Origin of the sequence: Actinocatenispora sera (assembly GCF_018324685.1) — a bacterium.
Classification (GTDB): domain Bacteria; phylum Actinomycetota; class Actinomycetes; order Mycobacteriales; family Micromonosporaceae; genus Actinocatenispora; species Actinocatenispora sera.
Genome location: NZ_AP023354.1, coordinates 4,848,461 through 4,865,218 on the forward strand (window position 1 = coordinate 4,848,461; position 16,758 = coordinate 4,865,218).

Consider the following 16,758-nt stretch of genomic DNA (forward strand, 5'->3'; position numbering starts at 1 on the left):
CTACTGGGCCGCACTGTCCCTGGTCAGAGCGCGGATCGGCAGTAGCGGGCGCCGGTAGCGGGGCCGCTACTGGTAGCGGGGCGGATAGTGGCGGGACGGTGGTCACCTGGTCGACGGCCAGGGGGCGTGTTCGGTCACCTGGCGCGGTGGCGCCGCTATCGGCTATCTGGCTGGTCATGGGGCTAGCGGCGGGGCTATCGATTGCGGCGGGTGGGGCTATCCGATAGCCCCGGGGTGGGCGGGTCATGCGGCGCCTCCGATGGTGTCGGCGGGGAGGGGTACGCCCTCGTCGCGGAAGCCGCCGGTGATGGCGGCGCGGATGTCGCGGTCGGTCTGTTCGGCGGCGCGGCCGGCGTCGGTCAGTTCGGCTACGGCGGTGGTGGTGTCGAGTGCGCCGGTCGCGACGATGCGGGCCACGCCGCGCGCGACCCCGTACAGGGTGGTGCGGCGGCGGCCGACCGGGGCGGTGGTGATGCGCCGCAGGTTGGTGGCCAGTAGGGCGGCGGGTGATGAGATGCCCCCTCCCCCGGCGTGCGGCGTGGTCGGGGTGGTTGGGCGGTGTGCGGGTCGGTGCGGTGCGGGCGCGGTCGGCCGGTCCACGATGGCCGCCAGGCGCGGGGGCATCTCAACCACCGGCCCGTCGTGCACGGTGCGGTACGGGCGGCGGGTGACCGGGTGGACCGATGGCGGGGCGACCACGTAGCCGCCGTCTGCCTTGATGTCGACGCCGGCCCGGTCGGGCATCGGCCGGGACAGCACGGGGTGGCCGGGGTGGGCGTAGTACAGGTGCCAGCCTCCGGAGCCGGTCGCGACGGTGTAGGTGGGCACCATCACCGACCGATCGAGCTGCCCGCCGTGCTGGGGGTCGATGTCGACCACCACCAGCCCGGCCGCCGCCCCGGTCCGGATGGCCAGCAGCCCGGCGGGGACGGCGGACAGCATGGCGGCGATGCGGTGCGGGTCGGTGGTGGCGGCGTAGAACCCGTGGCACGTCAGGCAACCACACGCTTCGCGGTCGTGTCCGGGTCCGGCGTCGTGACACTGTGGACAGTTGGCCACGGGCCGTTTGGTGCGGCCCAGCACGAACACCGGCCAGCCGCGCCCGGCGGCGGCCCGTGCCGGCCGGTGATAGCGGCTCGTCGGGTGGGTCATCGCGTTACCTCGATTCGGCGGGTTGGGCGGGTGTCGGTGTCGGTGCTGCTAGCTGCTACCGGGCAGGTCACGGCATGGTTTGGCTGCTAGCAGGGCTGCTATCGCTAGCAGGCAGGGCTGCTAGCGATAGCAGCCGTCGGCTAGCTCGGTGGGCGGCCCGTGCCGGTCGGTGCGCAGGACTCGCAGACGGTCTGCCGGCCCGGCCGGACCCGTGCCGGTCGGCCGCATCGTTCGCACGAGCCGATGCCGGGCACGTCGACCGGTAGCGGCACATCGACCGCGCCATTCGCGCCACCATCCGTGCCACCATTCGTGCCAGTGGCACCAATGGCGTGACCTGCGCTTATGCCATTCGTGCCATTCGTGCCACCGGGAGGGGTGGCCGGCACGGATGCGGGCGCGTCAGGCAGTCGCCAGACGGTGCCACCGGCGAACCCGGACCGGTCGGCGATGACACCTTCGGACTCCCGCGCCCGACCGACTGTGCGCCACGGCATCCCGGCCTGTTCGGCGGCGGCCTTGACCTCTGACGACGGGGCTTGCCCGCCCCGTTCGGTCAGGAACTCCACCAGCCACGCCGCCGCCCGGTTGCGTGACGCGGCCCGGTCCTGATCGGCGGCCGGGTCCCGCAGCAGGTCGGCGGCGGTGTAGTCGACGGTGCCGTCCCACTCGATGCGGGCGCATCCGTGGTCGGGCGCGTCCACCAGGCGGTAGGCCAGGGCGGGCGGCATCACGGCGATGTTGGCTTTGGTCGGCGCGACGATCACCCGGCCCTCGTCGCGGGGGTCCTTGGCCACCGCGTAGCCGAGCCGGGCGGCACCGATGATGCCGATCGAGCCGCCGCCCCGGTAGATCGGCGACGGCCCGCCACCCTTGGTGAAGTGCCGCACGAGCACGATCGCGCATCCGGTCTTCTCCGCGGTCTTGATCAGCGGCGTGAGCGCACGGCGGACGTCCTTGTCCTGGTACTCGTTGACCTTCTCCCCCAGGTAGGCCATCAGCGGATCGACCACCACCAGGGCGGCGCCCACGGCGGCGATCGCGTCGGCCACCATCCCGGCGTCGTCGGGCAGCGTCACCAGCCGGTCCACCCACGCGGCATCGCGTGCGTCCCACTCGGTGACGCTGGTCAGCGCCACCACCCGCGCCGCATCCGCCCCGGCCGCGTCCAGCCGGGGCCGGATGGTGTCGGCCGGGTCATCCTCGGCAGACAGCAGCACGACCCCGGCTGGGCCGGTGCCGGGCTGCCCGTCCGGCCACGGCTTGCCGGTCGTGATACGGGCGGCCAGATCGGTGGTCATGGTCGACTTGCCGGTACCCGGATCACCGTCGATGACGTGCAGCTTGCCGGCGGCGAGGTAGCCGGGCCACAGCCACGTGATGCGCTCGGGGGTCACGTCGGCCAGGCGCACCAGACGCGGCCGGGCACGCGGCAGCGCGTCCGGGTCCGGGTCCGGGGCGGGTTCGAGTGGCGGCCGGGTCTGGGTGAGACCGGGTTCGCCGGGGTGTGCGGGCAGCATCGACACAACTCCTGTCGCGTCTGGTCGGGCGGGTTCGGCGCCGCGTTGCGGGCGGTGCCGGACCCCGGTCACGGGGCCGGGTGCGTCCGGGTCGTCTCGCTGGTCAGCGACCGCGCGGACTCACCCGGCCGGCCGGGTCTGCGCGCCATGCGCGCCGCGTCCGGTGCCGGGTTCGGCGCCGGTGCTGTACCGGTGCGCACCTGCGGGTTCGTCCGCGACCGGGCGGCCATCTCACGCCGCCTCGGCCGCGGTGTTGGCGCGGGCGGCGACCATCTTCTGAATCACCGCGTACTGCGCCGGCGTGCAGCCACGCCCCGGGGTCCCGGACGCGCGGCGCTTCAAGGTGCGCTGCGCGATGTGCCACGACGAATCGACCTTCGTCTTGGTCCATCCGGTCTGCTCGATGATGTCCATCGGACGCAGCCCGGACAGCCGCAGCGTGGCCACCTGGCGCTGTACCGGCGGCAGCTCGGCAACCTCGGTACTCAACCGCTCGCGCATCGCCTCACGCTGCCGGTCGACCGGCTCCAACAGCGGCGGCGCGGCCACCTCCGCGTACTGCCAGAACGTGTCGTCCACCGCGCTTTCCTTGCTGTGCCGGCTGAAGTGCCGCAACGCCTGGTAGCGGGCCATCCCCCGCAGCCACCGCCCGAACCCCGGCCCGTCCGGCCCGCGGTCGGCGAACTTGGCCAGACCGCCGGTCAGCAGTTCCTCCCAGGTGTTCTGTGCGATGTCCTCGGCCGTGGTCGCGCCGCCGTAGGAGTTGCGGACCACCGATCGCAGGTAGCGCACCAGATCGGCCGCGTGCCGCGCGTACAGCACGCCCACCGCGTCCCGGTCGCCGTCCTGCGCCGCCGCCACCAACCCCGCGTCGGTCATCTCCACCAGGTGCGCGCGCATCACGCCACCCCCAGCACGGCGTGAGCCGGACGGGTCGACACCGGGAAGTACCGGCCGGTCGCGTCCCGCGACACCTGCCCATCGGCGGCCATCCGCGTGCACGCACGCCGCACCGCCTGATACGAGATCCCCAGCGCGTCGGTCAACTGCTTGGGCGTCATACCCGGCTGCGCAGCCACCCGCCGCGCGATCGCGCGCCGCGTCTCCTGCATCGGCCGACCGGCGACCGGCCCGGCGGCGAACACGTCGGCCAGGCGGCGCCGGCAGACCGCCAGCCACGCGGCGTCGACCGTGCCCGCGGCGATCTCGGCGCACAGCCTCTCGGCGCGCTGCCGCACCGCGGTCAGGCCCTCGGTCGCGACCGCCAGCACCAGGGCGTCGCGCACGTCCTGGTCGTGCACCAGGTCGTCGGCCACAAGATGCAGCTCGTAGTAGAGCGCGGCGGCCATCTCGTCGGCGGTCAACGGCAACTCGATCCGAAGCCGCACGGTCGTTTCGGGCGTGACCTCGAACAGCGGGGCGCTCATCTCAGGCCACCTCGCCATCGACGCTGGTAGCGATGGCGGCGAGGAACGCTTCGAACGCCTGCCGGGTGATCCGCAACCCGCCCCGGCCCGCACCGACCCGCAGCGCCGCCAGGCGGCCCGACTCGATCGCCCGGTACACCGTCGCCGGGTGCACATCCAGCAGCTCGGCAACCTGCTTCACGCGGTACGGCCGCACGGCGGGAACGGTGCTCACGACATCTTCGGGGCTACGCTGGTCCTGCATCTTCACTCCTCCGACAGCAACGGATGGGGATGCCTGGCCCGGCTGGTGCGCCAACACCGGTCGGGCCGTTTTGCTGCGCTGGCTGCAACGTGTGCGACCAACGTTGGTGCTGATATTAGTGCTGAAATTAGCTGTGTCAAGCGACGCTTGCGAAACCTGCGACACCTGGGGGTCCTTCCGGCTACCTGGCAGCGATCGAGGCGCCTGGTACGGCATCGGCCGGGCTGATGCGGCAAGCTAGTATCAGTGCTGATACTGGCGTCGGGAGGCCACTGTCATGCCCAACTGGGAAGCCGTCAGCGTCGCGATGACCGACCGCATGGCGGAACTCGATCTCACGCAAGCCGACGTGGCGAGCAAAGCCGGCGTCGCGCTGATGACCGTTCGAGAGCTTCAGCGGAACCTGACGCCACGTCGGCGTAGTCCGCGCACCTTGGCGGCGCTCTCAGAAGCGCTTGGCTGGCCGCGTTCGCGGCTCGAAGACCTCTCCAACGGGGATCGCGGCGAGGAGCCGACACTTCCGGGCACGGACGTCACGCGAGAGCTGGGACGTCTGCGCCAAGAGCTAGCGGAGTTGTCCGCCCGCGTCGATGCGATCGAGGCCAACGGCGAGAGATCGCGGTAGTGGACATGCGCTTGACGTTGCCGTACCGCCTGGTCGTTCGTCATCGCCCCGGTCACCGTCCTTTGTGGTTCGTGCGATGTCCCCAAGTCAACCGGTCGCGACCGGAGCTAACCAGGCATCGCATGCGCAGCCTGCGAAGCCCCGACAGCCGGACATGGCGGCGGGACGGCGGCGGCGTGGCAGTCAGTGCGCAGAGGCGGCGGCATGTCGGGTGAGGGCATCGACCAGTGGACCGGCCGGCATGCTTGCGCGCTAGAAGCGGCGCTCAGGCTCACTCAAGAGCAGTTCGCCGCGAGGCTTGGCGCCGGTCGTCGGACGGTGACGGACTGGCACAAGCGACCCGACATGGTGATCACCAAGGGCTTGCAGGCCGAACTCGACCACCTGTACGAGAGCGTTGACGACGGCGTACGGGCTCGGTTCGCAGCACAGCTCGGACCCGACGTGGCAGAGCCCGACGAACCGGAGCCGATCGCCGCGCTGACGGTCGCTATCGCCGTGGTGTTCGAGGCGGACCGCGTGCTGATCGTGTGCCGTCGTGACGAGGACTCGTCAGGCATCACCTGGCAGTTCCCCGCTGGGATCGTGAAGCCCGGATCATCGGCGCAGACGACGGCCGTCCGGGAAACGCTGGCTGAGACCGGCGTGCGATGCGTTGCGAGGAAGCCGCTCGGTGGACGCATCCACCCTGTGACCAGGGTGCGTGCCGAATACTTCATGTGTGAGTACTTGGCCGGCGAAGCCGAGAACCGCGACCCGGCGGAAAACGTCGACGTAATATGGGCGCCGCGAACGAGCGTTACTCGATTCATTCCGGCGGATCGAATCTTTCGGCCCGTGTTGGACCTACTGGAGGGAAAGCAATGACCACGCCCCAGGAAGCGCGCCCACCGATCGCCGCCGCCATCATCGTTCAAGACGGTCAGGTTCTGATGGTGCAGCGCCGCGTCAAGGAAGGTTCGCTCTCGTGGCAGTTCCCCGCGGGGCAGGTTGAGTCTGGCGAGACCTGCTCGGACGCGGCCGTGCGCGAAACTCAGGAAGAAGTCGGGCTCACCGTCGAACCGGTGAAAGAACTCGGCGAGCGTGTTCACCCGGCAACGAAGCGAACCATGATCTACGTGGCGTGCCGCGCGGTATCCGGTACCGCGCGGCTCGTGGACGACGACGAGTTGGCCGCCGTCGAATGGTGCGATCGGCCGAAACTCTCGGAGTACGTCCCGTACCCGTTCTACGAGCCTGTACAGGAGTACCTCGACGCAGCGCTCGCTTAGCTCTCCTGCGGCTCTGGCAGTAGGTGCGCGAACCTCGACCGCACGACGCCATCGTGTAGGCGCTCCGGAAGCTCTATCCCACCGATGTTCAGGCGGCGGGTTGTGACCTCTTCGAGCGTGTCGGCCGAAATCGATTCCGCGTGATCGAGGCACTTGATCGCGTATTTTTCCGCATTCGGAATGTCGGCGCGCCAACGGTAAATCTCCGTTAGCGCATAAGCATACTCCATTGCGGACCGATGATCAGCCGCGATAACGGACTCGTCGTACTCGCGGATTAGCTCATCCGGCCGGGCTGTAACCTGCATTGCATCCTCAGAAAGTGAATCGTTCCGCGGCGGTCTGGTAATCGAAGAGCTCGTCAGGCGAGAACCACAGATCTACTTCATACTTTGCCTCGTCAACGTTTCCGGACGCGTGAACGAGGTTCAGAACGGGCTTGTGGTTTTCCTGAGTGAACGCCTTCGAGGTGTGGACGAAGTCGCCTCGAATAGTGCCGGCGGGAGCTTCGTTTGGGAAGGTATTTCCTACGAGCCGGCGGACGTTCGCAACGGCCTCGACCCCTTCGAGCACAAACGCGATTACCGGCCCGCTCTGCATGAATCCGGCGATCGCGTCGTACACCGATTGACCGGCGCGCTCTGCCAAGTCGAAGTAGTGCTTCTGTGCGAAGTCGGCGTCAATGACCTTCATCTTTGCGCCAACGATCTTCAACCCGGCGTCCTCGAACCGCTGCATCAGCCGTCCGACCAGTCCGCGGGCAACCGCGTCCGGCTTCAGCACCACGAGGGTGCGTTCGATCCCGGCCACCTGGTGTTCTCCTTCGCTGTCGAGAGGTGTCTAGCTACCAGCCTGCCCTACAGCATTCAAGCCGCCTGGGCCGACCTCACCGGGCGTGTGCCGGACCTCGATCGTGCCAGACCCCCTCCCCGGTGGCACGAATGGCACGAATGGCATAAGCGCAGGTCACACCATCGGTGCCACTGGCACGAATGGTGGCACGGATGCCCGTGACGGAATCCGCCTGGCGGGTTCTGTCACCCGGTCCGCCGCACGCGTGACGCAACGGCCGCGGTGAATACGTCACCAGGCGCACCCGGACTGAGATGCCCCCGCCGCCGCGGGCGGCCGGTCGCGGCGGCGCGGGCATCTCGCGATGCGGCGACGAAACACCGTCGACGGTGTTTCGTCACTCGTGGCCGCCTGCCTGGTAGGTGACGGATGGGCCCTCAGCCGGCGCGAGACAGCCTGACGCCCTTCAGGACACTTCCGGTGCACGAGCGCGGCGACGCTCTCTCTGAGAGCAAACTAGCGGCCTCTGAGACGGCCATAGACGGCCGAAATCGGCTCGGTGGTGGTCCAGTAAGGGCCGACAGCTAGACGCTAGGTCCCTGGTAGGCGGCAGGAAGTGCGGCTAGCGGCCCCGCTAGGTCTAGCGGCACGACCCGCTAGGTCTAGCGGGCGGGGGCGACGAGCGGACCGACGAGCGGGGACCAAGCGGGGACCACACGCCATGCACGCAATCGGCCGGCACGCTCGCCAGCGCCCGGCGTCCGGGTCGCTGTATTCGCATGACCTGCACGTTTAGCTACCCGCCCGTCCTGGGGGTCAAGGGGTCGTGGGTTCGAATCCCGCCGTCCCGACAGTTTCTCAGATGCCCCTCCACCAGCGGAAACGTTGGCGGAGGGGCATCGCCGTCCCAGGGGTACCACTCCCCTGACAGCAGCCGTTGACAGCAACGTGTCAACTCTCGTCGGCCATCACGGCGCCGATCTTGTCGAGCGCCGACCGCTTGTCGTCCAACGAGACGTGGGCGTAGGTGTTCATGGTCATTTCCAATGTGGAGTGTCCGAGGATCTCCATGACGGTGCGCGGCGGCACCGCGAGCTGTAGTAGGACACTGGCGCATCCGTGGCGAAGGTCGTGCAGGCGCACGGTGGGCAGACCCGCATCGGTGCACATCTCCCGGAACAGCCGGGAGCAGTTGCGCGGGTCGATCGGGGTGCCGATCGAGGTAGTGAAGACGTAGCCGGAATCCGGGTGCCGGTCGTCGAGGTCGATGCGCTCGACGAGCGTCTGGTACCAGTGGTCACGGAGCGCGCGAAGGACGAGCGCGGGCAGGGGCACGGTCCGCACGGACCGGCGAGTCTTGGTTGGCAGCCGTTCGAGGCCGGCCACGGTGCGTTGCAGGCTCGCGGACACGCGAAGCACACCGTTCGTCAGATCTACATCGTCCCACCGGAGCGCCAGGGCTTCACTGCGACGCAGGCCCAACAGAGCGAGGACGACGAACAGCGCGTACAGCCGGTAGTCACGAGTATGCCGGAGCAAGGCTTTGACCTGCTCAACGGTCAGCGGCTGCCGTTCCTGTTTCGGTGGTGCAGGCACACGCACCAGCCGGGCCACGTTCCGCGAGATGATCTCTTCGCGCATGGCATCTTCGAGAGCGACGCGAAGCGTCGTGTGAACGTATTGCACCGTGCGGGCACCGGTGCCCCTCTTGGCAAGTCCGTCGAGGAACTGACGTACTTCTCGTACGTTCAGTTTGCCGAGCTTCCGCCGACCGATTCCGGGAAGGAGATATTGCTCAACCATGATCCGATACGTCTCAAGCGTATTCGGACGTACCCGCTTGCTCACTACCTCGGTGAGCCATTCGGTCAGGTACGCATTCAGCGTCAGTGTTCCCGAGGCAAGCGGCACTCCTTGCTGCGCGTGCTTTCGCAGCTCCGCCAATTTGTCTTCTACCTCGGTCCGAGTTTTGCCGTACACAGGCTTACGGCGACGAGTTCCGTCGGGTTGCGGGTAGTACAGCTCAGCGACCCACCGGCCATCTTTCCGTTGGTAGATCGTGCCTTCGCCGTTCCGGCGCCGCTTTCCCGGTCCGCTCATAGACTCACCTCTTCTTCCGCGTTGGCCACCAGCCGATCGACCAGCTCCCGACATGCGTCCGCCGGGATCAGCCGACGCTTCCCGATCTTGACCGACGTCAACAGGCGCAACCGGATCAGGTCATAGATCGTGCTCTTACACAGGTTCAGCACCTCGCCGGCCTCATCCGGCGACAACAACAGCTTCTCCAACCGTCGCTCCCTTCATCCAAGGCGGTCTGTCCAAACAGGACTCCTTTCGTTGACACGCACGTGTCAATCGGTCATTGACTGAGCGTGCGCGAGTTCTTCCCGGCCTACCCGTTGCTGCTCGCGGGCCAGGGCGGCCGACGTGTTGGCGAGCATCGCGTCGCCCAGGGTCCGCCAGCCGGACCCGGAGTAGGTCAGGTTGCCGACCACGAGCGTGGTTTCCCCGTCGGTGTCCGTCGCGGGGTCGGCGTCGACGGTGCGCCGCCAGATCACCCGGGTGTCGCGCAGGATGCGGAAGGTGATCGAGTAGCGGCGCGACTTGGTCAGGAAGTGGCCGCCGAAGCCGAGCATGTGCGCCCAGCGCCGCAGCCGCCGCCACTCCGGGACACGGCCCAAGTACCAGCAGGCGTCGATGAGTCGTTCGGTGTGAGTGCCGTGCTCGTTGGCGTACAGGTCGATGGTCTCGGTGTTGAGCCGGCGCGACACGTGCCCTGTGGCCTCGGTGGACTTGGTGGCGTACTTGGCCAGGTAGCCGGCCACCAACGAGTCGGTAACCTCCTGGTCTCCGGACAGCTTGACCGGGATCGGCTTGAACTGCTCCCCCCAGGCCAGGTGCCAGCCGTTCGGTTGGTCCGGGTGTGGGGCGGTGGTGAACGAGGTCCCCGCGGCGGCGAAGGCCAGGGCGTCGGTCAGGTCCACCACGTCCAGTTCGGCTGGCGGGGCGGTCGCGTCGCCGGTGTCGGGGTCGATGCCGTCGAGGCGGAACACCGCGTGGTAGTGCACCACCCCGCGGGTCTGGAACTCCGCCACCTTGCAGCAGGTCGCCCGCACCTCCCCGAGCCCGGAGCGGGAGGCGAGCCGCGACAGGTAGCGGTTGACCGCGATCGTGGTCCGGCGCCACAGCTCCGAAGCGCAGGCGTTGAACGCCACCTGCCCGGCGTAGTCGTAGCAGTCCAGACACAGCGGCATCCCCAGCACGTGGGCGCCCTTGTCGTGGAGGGCATGGCAGGCCAGCTCGACCCCGTGCGGGCACACCTCGGGATTGCGGCGAGGTCGGCACGGCAGCGGCTGCCCAGCCTTGGACGTGCGGCGGGTGTGCACCACGCCGAACGAGGGAGCGGTGAGGGTGGCGAACACCGCCGGGCGGATTGACACGCACGTGTCAACACCCTTCCCGCCGACCATCCCAGCCCGGATGAGCTGGAAGGCATCCCGCCGGTAGACCTCGGCGCAGTGCGGGCACACCGACGAGCGCCGGTTCCCGCACGCCTTGTAGATCGCCCCGTCGGGCATGTCCTGCGTCGAGGTGGTGCCGAGCAGCGCGCCGGTAGCGGCGTCGATCCTGTCGATCGATCCCGTCAGCCGAACCGGGTTTGAGCAGCCGGCAGCCGAGCGCACATGCCCCAGCCACGCCTCCACATCACCCGAGGCGGCACGTTCGATCGCAGTACGGGTCGCACCACCCCGCGACCCTGAGCCGAGCGTGTCGTCCAGGGTGCGCGACAGCCGGAACGACGCCCGTGTTTCGGCGCACGCACCCGCATCCGAGACCACCGCCAGGGCAGCCTCGGGTGCGAGTGTGACCGTCGAACTGGTCACGCGTCACCGCCCAGAGCGCGGGACATCAGATACCGGAAGTAGCCCGGTACCGGCTCACGCAGGTTCTCCCACAAGAAGACCTGCCGGGCCATCAGCCAGGTGTCCGGCAACGCCAGACCCTCACGACCGGCCAACACCTTCATCCGGCCGATCAACTGCACCGGCTCCCACCCACGCGACAGGCGCGCGGACCGGTACGGATTCGTTGCGGCAGCAGCCATTCAGGCCACCACCCGCAACGTGGAGGCAGGCGCAGCCTGCACCAGGTCCGCCTGATCGAACAGGCACTCGAACGCCAGCCGGTAGGCGGTCACCAGACCACCACCAGGAAGCCGACGCGCGTGCATCACCGGCCACGCCGGCGCCGGGCAGCCTTCCAGGGCCGACCGCACCATCATGTCGTCGTCACCGCGCACCAGCACGGTCGACAACGGGCACGCCGCACGAGCCAGCGTGACGTTGGCGTAGCCGAGCAACGGAGCGTAGAAGCGCTCCAGCCACTCCACCCGCGACGCGGGCGTCTGCCGAGTGGCGTACTGCCGGCTGGGCAACACGACCCGCACCGCCACGCCCGAATCGGCGCGATCGGCCAACAGGTCGACCAGACCCGGCTGGGCGAAGTCGCCCTGAACATCGATGCCGACCGTGGCCGCCTCAAGCAGCCCGGACAACAGCATCGCCGGAACCTCGGTCAGACCGGCGTAGAAGCCGACCAGCTCCGAGGTCGGTGCCACCTCAGCCTTGGGCTGCCCGAACGACGGCCACAGGTTGTTCGGCTGGGTGTGGAGCAGCCGCGCGACGGCGACCGCGATACGCGGGTGCGGAACCCGCCCGTTTTGGACCCACCGCTGTACGGTCTTCGGGTCCACCTGAGCCTTCTCGGCCAGGGTGTTGTACGACTCCCCGGCAGCGGTCAACGCCGCGTACAGCCGATCATTGCGGACAGCCATCACGCCACCGCCAGACCGGCCTGAGCCATGTTGGCCAAGTCGATCTCGTCCGGCTCGAAGCCGGGGTTCTCCAGGATCTGGTCCCGCGGGACGAACACCCGCTGATACACCGCGATCTCCGCGTTGAGATCCCGGATGTACTGACGCAGCTCCGCCGCGTCACAGCAATCCATGTACAGCTCGAGGTTGTCACCCTCCAACGGAGTGGTGTAGTAGTCGTTCGAGCCGCTGACCGGCGCCAGCACACACGGCCGCCCGGCCTCACCTGAGGTACGCTCAGCGTGCATCGTAAACTCCTTTGGCTAGGACGATGCGTAGGGCCTCGGTGGGTTGCACCCCACCGGGGCCTCTTCGTGCCAGGCTCATTTGGCTACTGCCGGAGCTGCGCGAAGAGGCCAAGGTTTCTTGCCCGCTTCCATCACACCCCAACGGCCAGCGGTTGTGCAGATGACAGTGGTTAACAGAATCTCGTTAACCCTTGTTAACCCCGTTAATGCCGTGGCACTCTTGGTTCACCATCACGCATCGACCGAGAGGTTCGCCGTGGCCGGCACGCAGATCAAGGCAGCACGTCTGACCCGCAACATGACGCAGAGCCAGGTCATTCACGAGCTCGTTCGTCGCGGTCAGGCATCGGGCCTGAACATCGCGAGCGCGGCGAGCCTTAAGACGCTGCTCTCCATGTGGGAGAACGGCCGACGAAGCGTCGGTGAGGAGTACCGCCCGCTTCTTCGTGCCGTCTTCGGGATGACTGACGAAGAACTGTTCGGCACGAGCCACCACGAGGATTCATCCGAGTACGACCAGCTCGCACGCCGGATCGCCTCAGCCCGGACGATTGACGCTGCTGCAATCGCCACCCTGTCTCAGCAGACCGACCTACTGCGCAACATGGACCGTTGCCATGGCGCCCCCGCCTTGGTCGATCAGATGACATCGCATCTGTCCACATTGGAGGAAGCGATGTCGCACAGCTTTCTGCCGCGCCACCGAGAGCCGATCGCCGCAATCCTCGCCGACGCCGCTGCTCTGGCTGGCTGGCAAGCACTAGATGTCGGAGCGATGGACCGCGCGTGGTGCTATCACGAGACCGCGCGACGCGCCGCTCTTGAGTGCGGCAACAGGACGCTTCTGGCACACGCCATGGCCCAGCAGGCTCTCGCCCTGGTCGACGTCGAAGAGTACGGGTCGGCGGTCGAGCTGGTGCAACAGGCGCGCCTAGCCGCTGGATCGAGCACACCGGCACGGTTCCTCGCATGGCTGTGGGCGAGCGAAGCCGAGGTGCTAGCTGCGGCAGGAGAGATCGAGTCCTGCCGTCGAGCACTCGACCATGCCACCGAGGCGCTGCCGGCGGGGCCAGACGCGACCGAGCCGGACATGCCCTACATCGTGCTCAATGACTCGCACCTGGCACGGTGGCGTGGCAACGTCCTAGCTCGGGTGGGCGACGGGGCCGCCATCGAAGACCTGTACAGGGCGCTCTCCACGCTGGACACGACGACGAGTACCCGCGCGGAAGCCTCGCTTCACTGCGACCTCGCGTACGCGCACAGCAGCCGCGACGAGGCCGACGAGGCGCGACGCCATGCCGGCGAGGCACGTCGTCTGGCGAACCGGGCCGGGTCGGTCCGCCAGCGCCGTCGGCTCAGCCTGTTGTCGAGGAACCTCTAGAAGCGAGGTAGTGCAAGAGGCCGACCAGGGAGCCGGAGCCCAGGACCTCGCCCTTACTCGCGAGATCAACGACCGACGAAAGCGGCAGCCAGTCGATTCGGGCAGCCTCTTCCTTGTCCGTGGGTTCCGAGACATGCTCGGCACCCTCTGCGACGTAGACGGAGTGCGGCGTGTCGACCATGCCCGGCATCGGCTGAAAGCTGATCAGGTGACGCATGGAACCCGGCTCCCAACCGGTCTCTTCGCGCACCTCACGAGCAGCCGTTGCAGCAGCATCCTCCCCTGCATCAACGATGCCGCCGGGAAGTTCCCAGCCCCATTCACCGGTCACGAACCGATGCCGCCACATCATCAGCACTTCGTCGCGATCGTTGACGACGAGTCCGAGTGCCACGGTCTGAAGGCGCACCACGTGGTGTTCGAATCGATGCCCGTCTGGCGGTTCGATATCGACCAGCGTTAGACGCACCCAGGGATTGTCGTACAGGCTTCGTTCGCCGTAGATCTTCGTCCGAAGCTCGTCCGGATGCGCTTCACCGCTCACGCAGCCAACGCTACCGATCACCATGCTCAGTCCGCTATCCATCTAGGTCCCTCCCTAGGGCCGTTGTTCTGGTGAGAACTTTCTGTACGGGTTCAAGGCGGCCCTGACGGGCCGCGCGCGCCGGCCGTTCGGGCACGCGCCCGGCCCGCTCCGCTGTCGCTACGCGACCGGACGCTCAAGGCCCGCGGCAGGCGCGCACACCACAGGGCCGCCACCGTTCGGCAAGTTCTCACCGAGAGTGACGTCCCATGATCGGGATATCTGGCCGCCGACGGAGCCAGGGAGTCAAGGGACGCCCGGTGACCTGCCGGGCGCCGGGTCGTTGGGTGGTACCGGTTACTGCGCCTCCGGCGGGGGCGCTCAGGCTCCGGGATGGCCGGGGACCGCTGGCCGGCCGGCGGGTTGCTGGGTGGTCACCGGCCGCCATCCCGTCACCGCCGCCCCAGGCACAGCCGAGCAGACCGCCGCCGGGGCCGCCAGCGTGGGCGAGCACGTCCAGGCCGTCGGCGGGTGGCGGCCCCGACACCGGCCCGCTCCCCGGAGGGTGGGACGACGGTGACGGGATGGCTCGCACGAGCGAGCCGGCTGCTGTCTGACAGCAGCAGTTGACAGCAACTCGTACCGCCGTTCGGCTCCGCCCACCGACACGAAGGGCTGCCTGACCAGCCCCTGCCACCACAGCAGTGCCGGTGATCTTGACTCGGCAAGCCTGGGGGTCAAGGGGTCGTGGGTTCGAATCCCGCCGTCCCGACAGCACCGATGGGCCGTTGACCATCGCATCACGCGAGGTCAACGGCCCTCGTCGGGTCGGGGCGAGCGGCACTCCCCCTCGCGGCGAAACCGTCTCCCCGGCACTGGTGCCGGGCGCCTCAGAACATCAGCAGCTCTTCCAGCTCCGCCAGCCGGCCGAACAGGTCGGGCAGGCCACGCACGCCGTTGCGCGCGGACTCGTGCGACAGCGCGAGGTCGGGTCCGGTGCGCGCCTCGACACCGGCCAGGCACCGGAAGATGTTCCACCTCGTGTGCCCCAGCCAGCCGCCGATCATGAACGCGAACCAACCGGGACCCCACGGCGGCAGTGTCCCACCCGCCGCCGCGTAACCGTCGAGGACCGCGTGGAAGACGGCGGGCCGGATGTCGTCGAAGCCGGGCCCCTTCGCGAGGCTCAGCGCGGTCGAGCCGAGCTCACCGGACACCTCGAGCATCCCGGACAGCTCCCAGTCGAGCACGACCGGCCGACCCTGCCGGGACAGCAGGTTCCACGGCTGGATGTCCCGGTGGGTCAGCACGAGCGGGCCCGGTCGCTCGCAGGTGTCGACGAAGCGGGCGATCGCGAGGAACGCCTCGACCCGGCCGGCGAGCTCGGCGGCCCACGGCTGCCCGGTCGCCGTCGCCCGCTCGGCGAGCTCGGGCCAGTCCCGCGCCGGCGGCTCCTCGACCGGTACGCCGGGCCACGCGACATCGAGCGCGTGGATGCGCGCGAGAACCTCACCGACCTCGAACGCGTACGCCGCGGGCACCGGTTCCTCGGGCACCCTCTCGCCGTCGACCCATCGATGGACCAGCGTGTCGGCGCTGGCCGAGATCGGCTCTGCCATCGGCACGCCGGCGGCGAAGGCCGCCTGTTCGAACCGGAACACGTCGTCGGCACGGTAGGTCCACCGGCGGTCGAGGAGGTTCAACTCCTTCACCGCGAACGCCCCCTGCTCGGTGTCCAGCCGGTACATCCGGTTGGCGAAGCCGCCGTGCACACGGGTCAGCGGGCCGGTCGGCGTGCCGAGACGGGAGAGGTCCACCGACGCAATCTACGCTGGGCTGCCCCGAGCGCGACCTCCTGCCGAACCCGACGGCGGGCACCCAACGGCCCCGCCCGCGGCCCGGGTCAGTCCGGGGTGGTGTCGAAGACGACGTCGTAGCGGTCGCCGCGGTAACGCGAGCGGCCCCACTCGATGACCAGTCCCGCCTCGTCGTACGCGGTGCGTTCGATCAGGAACGACGGCAGCCCGGTAGGCACGTCCAGCAGCGCCGCGTCGGTCTCGGCCAGCACGATCGCCGAGACCCGGTGCGTGGCGGTCCGCACCCGCACCGCCCACCGGTCCGCCAGCACCCCGTACAGCGAGACGTCGTCGGTGACGAGCGCGGCCAGGCCGGGGAACCGGGCGCCGGGCAGCCGGGTCTGCTCGACCGCCATCGGTACGCCGTCGGCGGAGCGCAGCCGGTTGAGCGTGACGACCGGGTCGCCCTCGGCGATTCGCAGCCGCTCGGCGACCAGCACCGTCGCCGGCTGCTCCCGTACCGAGATGACCCGGGCGCCGGGGGTCAGCCCGCGCTGCCGCATGTCGTCGCTGAACGATCCGGCAGTGGTGCTGTGCGAGACCCGCGGCTCGGCGACGAAGGTACCGGTGCCCATGGCCCGGCGGACCAGCCCGCGGGCGGCCAGCTCGTTGATCGCCTGCCGTACCGTCATCCGGGCCACGTGGAACCGTTGCGCGATCGAGCGTTCCGAGGGCAGCAGGGTTCCCGGCGGCTCCGTGGCCACCATCGCTTCGAGGATCTCCCGCAGCTGGTCGCCCTTGGCCCGTTCGCTGTCGAACGCCTCGGGCAGCGGGATCGCCGGGAACGTGTCGTGCCGGGTACGTGGCATCCGTCTTCCCTTGTCGGGGCTCGGCGGCTGG

At 68.8% G+C, this 16,758-nt stretch carries 19 protein-coding genes; 4 read left to right on the forward strand and 15 right to left on the reverse strand.

The window, feature by feature from the left end:
* Nucleotides 1-243: 243 nt before the first annotated feature.
* From Asera_RS23070 to Asera_RS23090, 5 genes are all read right to left on the reverse strand, one after another.
* Nucleotides 244-1,152 carry a bifunctional DNA primase/polymerase gene (locus tag Asera_RS23070; RefSeq protein WP_212804712.1) on the reverse strand — a complete coding sequence of 303 codons (909 nt, stop codon included), beginning with the start codon at nucleotides 1,150-1,152 and terminating at the stop codon, nucleotides 244-246.
* A gap of 140 nt (nucleotides 1,153-1,292) precedes the next feature.
* Nucleotides 1,293-2,672: an ATP-binding protein gene (locus Asera_RS23075; protein WP_169745864.1), complete on the reverse strand. Its 1,380-nt coding sequence runs from the start codon at nucleotides 2,670-2,672 to the stop codon at nucleotides 1,293-1,295.
* A 231-nt stretch (nucleotides 2,673-2,903) separates the two neighbouring features.
* Nucleotides 2,904-3,572: an RNA polymerase sigma factor gene (locus tag Asera_RS23080; RefSeq protein WP_030447284.1), complete on the reverse strand. Its 669-nt coding sequence runs from the start codon at nucleotides 3,570-3,572 to the stop codon at nucleotides 2,904-2,906.
* Nucleotides 3,572-4,099, reverse strand: a complete 528-nt coding sequence (locus Asera_RS23085; RefSeq protein WP_030447285.1) for a MarR family transcriptional regulator — start codon at nucleotides 4,097-4,099, stop codon at nucleotides 3,572-3,574. The genes Asera_RS23080 and Asera_RS23085 overlap by 1 nt, the downstream gene beginning before the upstream one ends.
* 1 nt (nucleotide 4,100) lies before the next feature.
* Nucleotides 4,101-4,343 (reverse strand): helix-turn-helix domain-containing protein, encoded by a 243-nt coding sequence (locus tag Asera_RS23090; RefSeq protein ID WP_051802540.1) that lies wholly within the window; start codon nucleotides 4,341-4,343, stop codon nucleotides 4,101-4,103.
* A gap of 277 nt (nucleotides 4,344-4,620) precedes the next feature.
* On the opposite strand from Asera_RS23090, the gene Asera_RS23095 reads away from it, so the two are divergent.
* The 3 genes from Asera_RS23095 to Asera_RS23105 all read left to right on the forward strand — a co-directional run bounded on the left by Asera_RS23095 (nucleotide 4,621) and on the right by Asera_RS23105 (nucleotide 6,239).
* Entirely contained in the window at nucleotides 4,621-4,968 is a 348-nt protein-coding gene (locus Asera_RS23095; RefSeq protein ID WP_051802491.1) for a transcriptional regulator, read from the forward strand.
* Between the two features lie 204 nt (nucleotides 4,969-5,172).
* Nucleotides 5,173-5,835 (forward strand): NUDIX hydrolase, encoded by a 663-nt coding sequence (locus Asera_RS23100; RefSeq protein ID WP_030447288.1) that lies wholly within the window; start codon nucleotides 5,173-5,175, stop codon nucleotides 5,833-5,835.
* The gene (locus Asera_RS23105) at nucleotides 5,832-6,239 is read left to right on the forward strand and encodes an NUDIX hydrolase (RefSeq protein ID WP_030447289.1); all 408 of its coding nucleotides are present in this window, start codon (nucleotides 5,832-5,834) and stop codon (nucleotides 6,237-6,239) included. Before Asera_RS23100 ends, Asera_RS23105 begins: the two co-directional genes overlap by 4 nt.
* A gap of 315 nt (nucleotides 6,240-6,554) precedes the next feature.
* Here Asera_RS23105 and Asera_RS23110 read toward each other — a convergent pair whose 3' ends face one another.
* The 7 genes from Asera_RS23110 to Asera_RS23140 all read right to left on the reverse strand — a co-directional run bounded on the left by Asera_RS23110 (nucleotide 6,555) and on the right by Asera_RS23140 (nucleotide 12,155).
* Nucleotides 6,555-7,049, reverse strand: coding sequence for a nucleoside-diphosphate kinase (locus Asera_RS23110; protein ID WP_030447291.1), 495 nt, complete (start codon nucleotides 7,047-7,049; stop codon nucleotides 6,555-6,557).
* A gap of 933 nt (nucleotides 7,050-7,982) precedes the next feature.
* Entirely contained in the window at nucleotides 7,983-9,131 is a 1,149-nt protein-coding gene (locus Asera_RS23115; RefSeq protein WP_030447292.1) for a tyrosine-type recombinase/integrase, read from the reverse strand.
* Nucleotides 9,128-9,322 (reverse strand): helix-turn-helix domain-containing protein, encoded by a 195-nt coding sequence (locus Asera_RS23120; protein ID WP_030447293.1) that lies wholly within the window; start codon nucleotides 9,320-9,322, stop codon nucleotides 9,128-9,130. The genes Asera_RS23115 and Asera_RS23120 overlap by 4 nt, the downstream gene beginning before the upstream one ends.
* Nucleotides 9,323-9,385: 63 nt before the next feature.
* Nucleotides 9,386-10,813, reverse strand: a complete 1,428-nt coding sequence (locus tag Asera_RS23125; RefSeq protein ID WP_051802541.1) for a replication initiator — start codon at nucleotides 10,811-10,813, stop codon at nucleotides 9,386-9,388.
* A 101-nt stretch (nucleotides 10,814-10,914) separates the two neighbouring features.
* The gene (locus tag Asera_RS23130; RefSeq protein ID WP_157034934.1) at nucleotides 10,915-11,079 is read right to left on the reverse strand and encodes a hypothetical protein; all 165 of its coding nucleotides are present in this window, start codon (nucleotides 11,077-11,079) and stop codon (nucleotides 10,915-10,917) included.
* A 60-nt stretch (nucleotides 11,080-11,139) separates the two neighbouring features.
* On the reverse strand, nucleotides 11,140-11,787 hold the full coding sequence (locus tag Asera_RS23135; RefSeq protein ID WP_157034935.1) for a phospholipase D-like domain-containing protein: 648 nt from the start codon (nucleotides 11,785-11,787) through the stop codon (nucleotides 11,140-11,142).
* An 80-nt stretch (nucleotides 11,788-11,867) separates the two neighbouring features.
* Complete coding sequence (locus Asera_RS23140; RefSeq protein WP_157034936.1) at nucleotides 11,868-12,155, reverse strand: hypothetical protein; 288 nt, start codon at nucleotides 12,153-12,155, stop codon at nucleotides 11,868-11,870.
* A gap of 256 nt (nucleotides 12,156-12,411) precedes the next feature.
* On the opposite strand from Asera_RS23140, the gene Asera_RS23145 reads away from it, so the two are divergent.
* Nucleotides 12,412-13,539 carry a helix-turn-helix domain-containing protein gene (locus Asera_RS23145; RefSeq protein ID WP_030447298.1) on the forward strand — a complete coding sequence of 376 codons (1,128 nt, stop codon included), beginning with the start codon at nucleotides 12,412-12,414 and terminating at the stop codon, nucleotides 13,537-13,539.
* Here Asera_RS23145 and Asera_RS23150 read toward each other — a convergent pair.
* From Asera_RS23150 to Asera_RS23160, 3 genes are all read right to left on the reverse strand, one after another.
* Complete coding sequence (locus Asera_RS23150) at nucleotides 13,514-14,125, reverse strand: NUDIX hydrolase (RefSeq protein ID WP_084131925.1); 612 nt, start codon at nucleotides 14,123-14,125, stop codon at nucleotides 13,514-13,516. The two genes, Asera_RS23145 and Asera_RS23150, sit on opposite strands and share 26 nt — an antisense overlap.
* An 827-nt stretch (nucleotides 14,126-14,952) precedes the next feature.
* Nucleotides 14,953-15,879 (reverse strand): phosphotransferase family protein, encoded by a 927-nt coding sequence (locus Asera_RS23155; RefSeq protein WP_030447300.1) that lies wholly within the window; start codon nucleotides 15,877-15,879, stop codon nucleotides 14,953-14,955.
* A gap of 86 nt (nucleotides 15,880-15,965) precedes the next feature.
* Entirely contained in the window at nucleotides 15,966-16,727 is a 762-nt protein-coding gene (locus tag Asera_RS23160) for a GntR family transcriptional regulator (protein ID WP_030447301.1), read from the reverse strand.
* Between the last annotated feature and the right edge of the window lie 31 nt (nucleotides 16,728-16,758).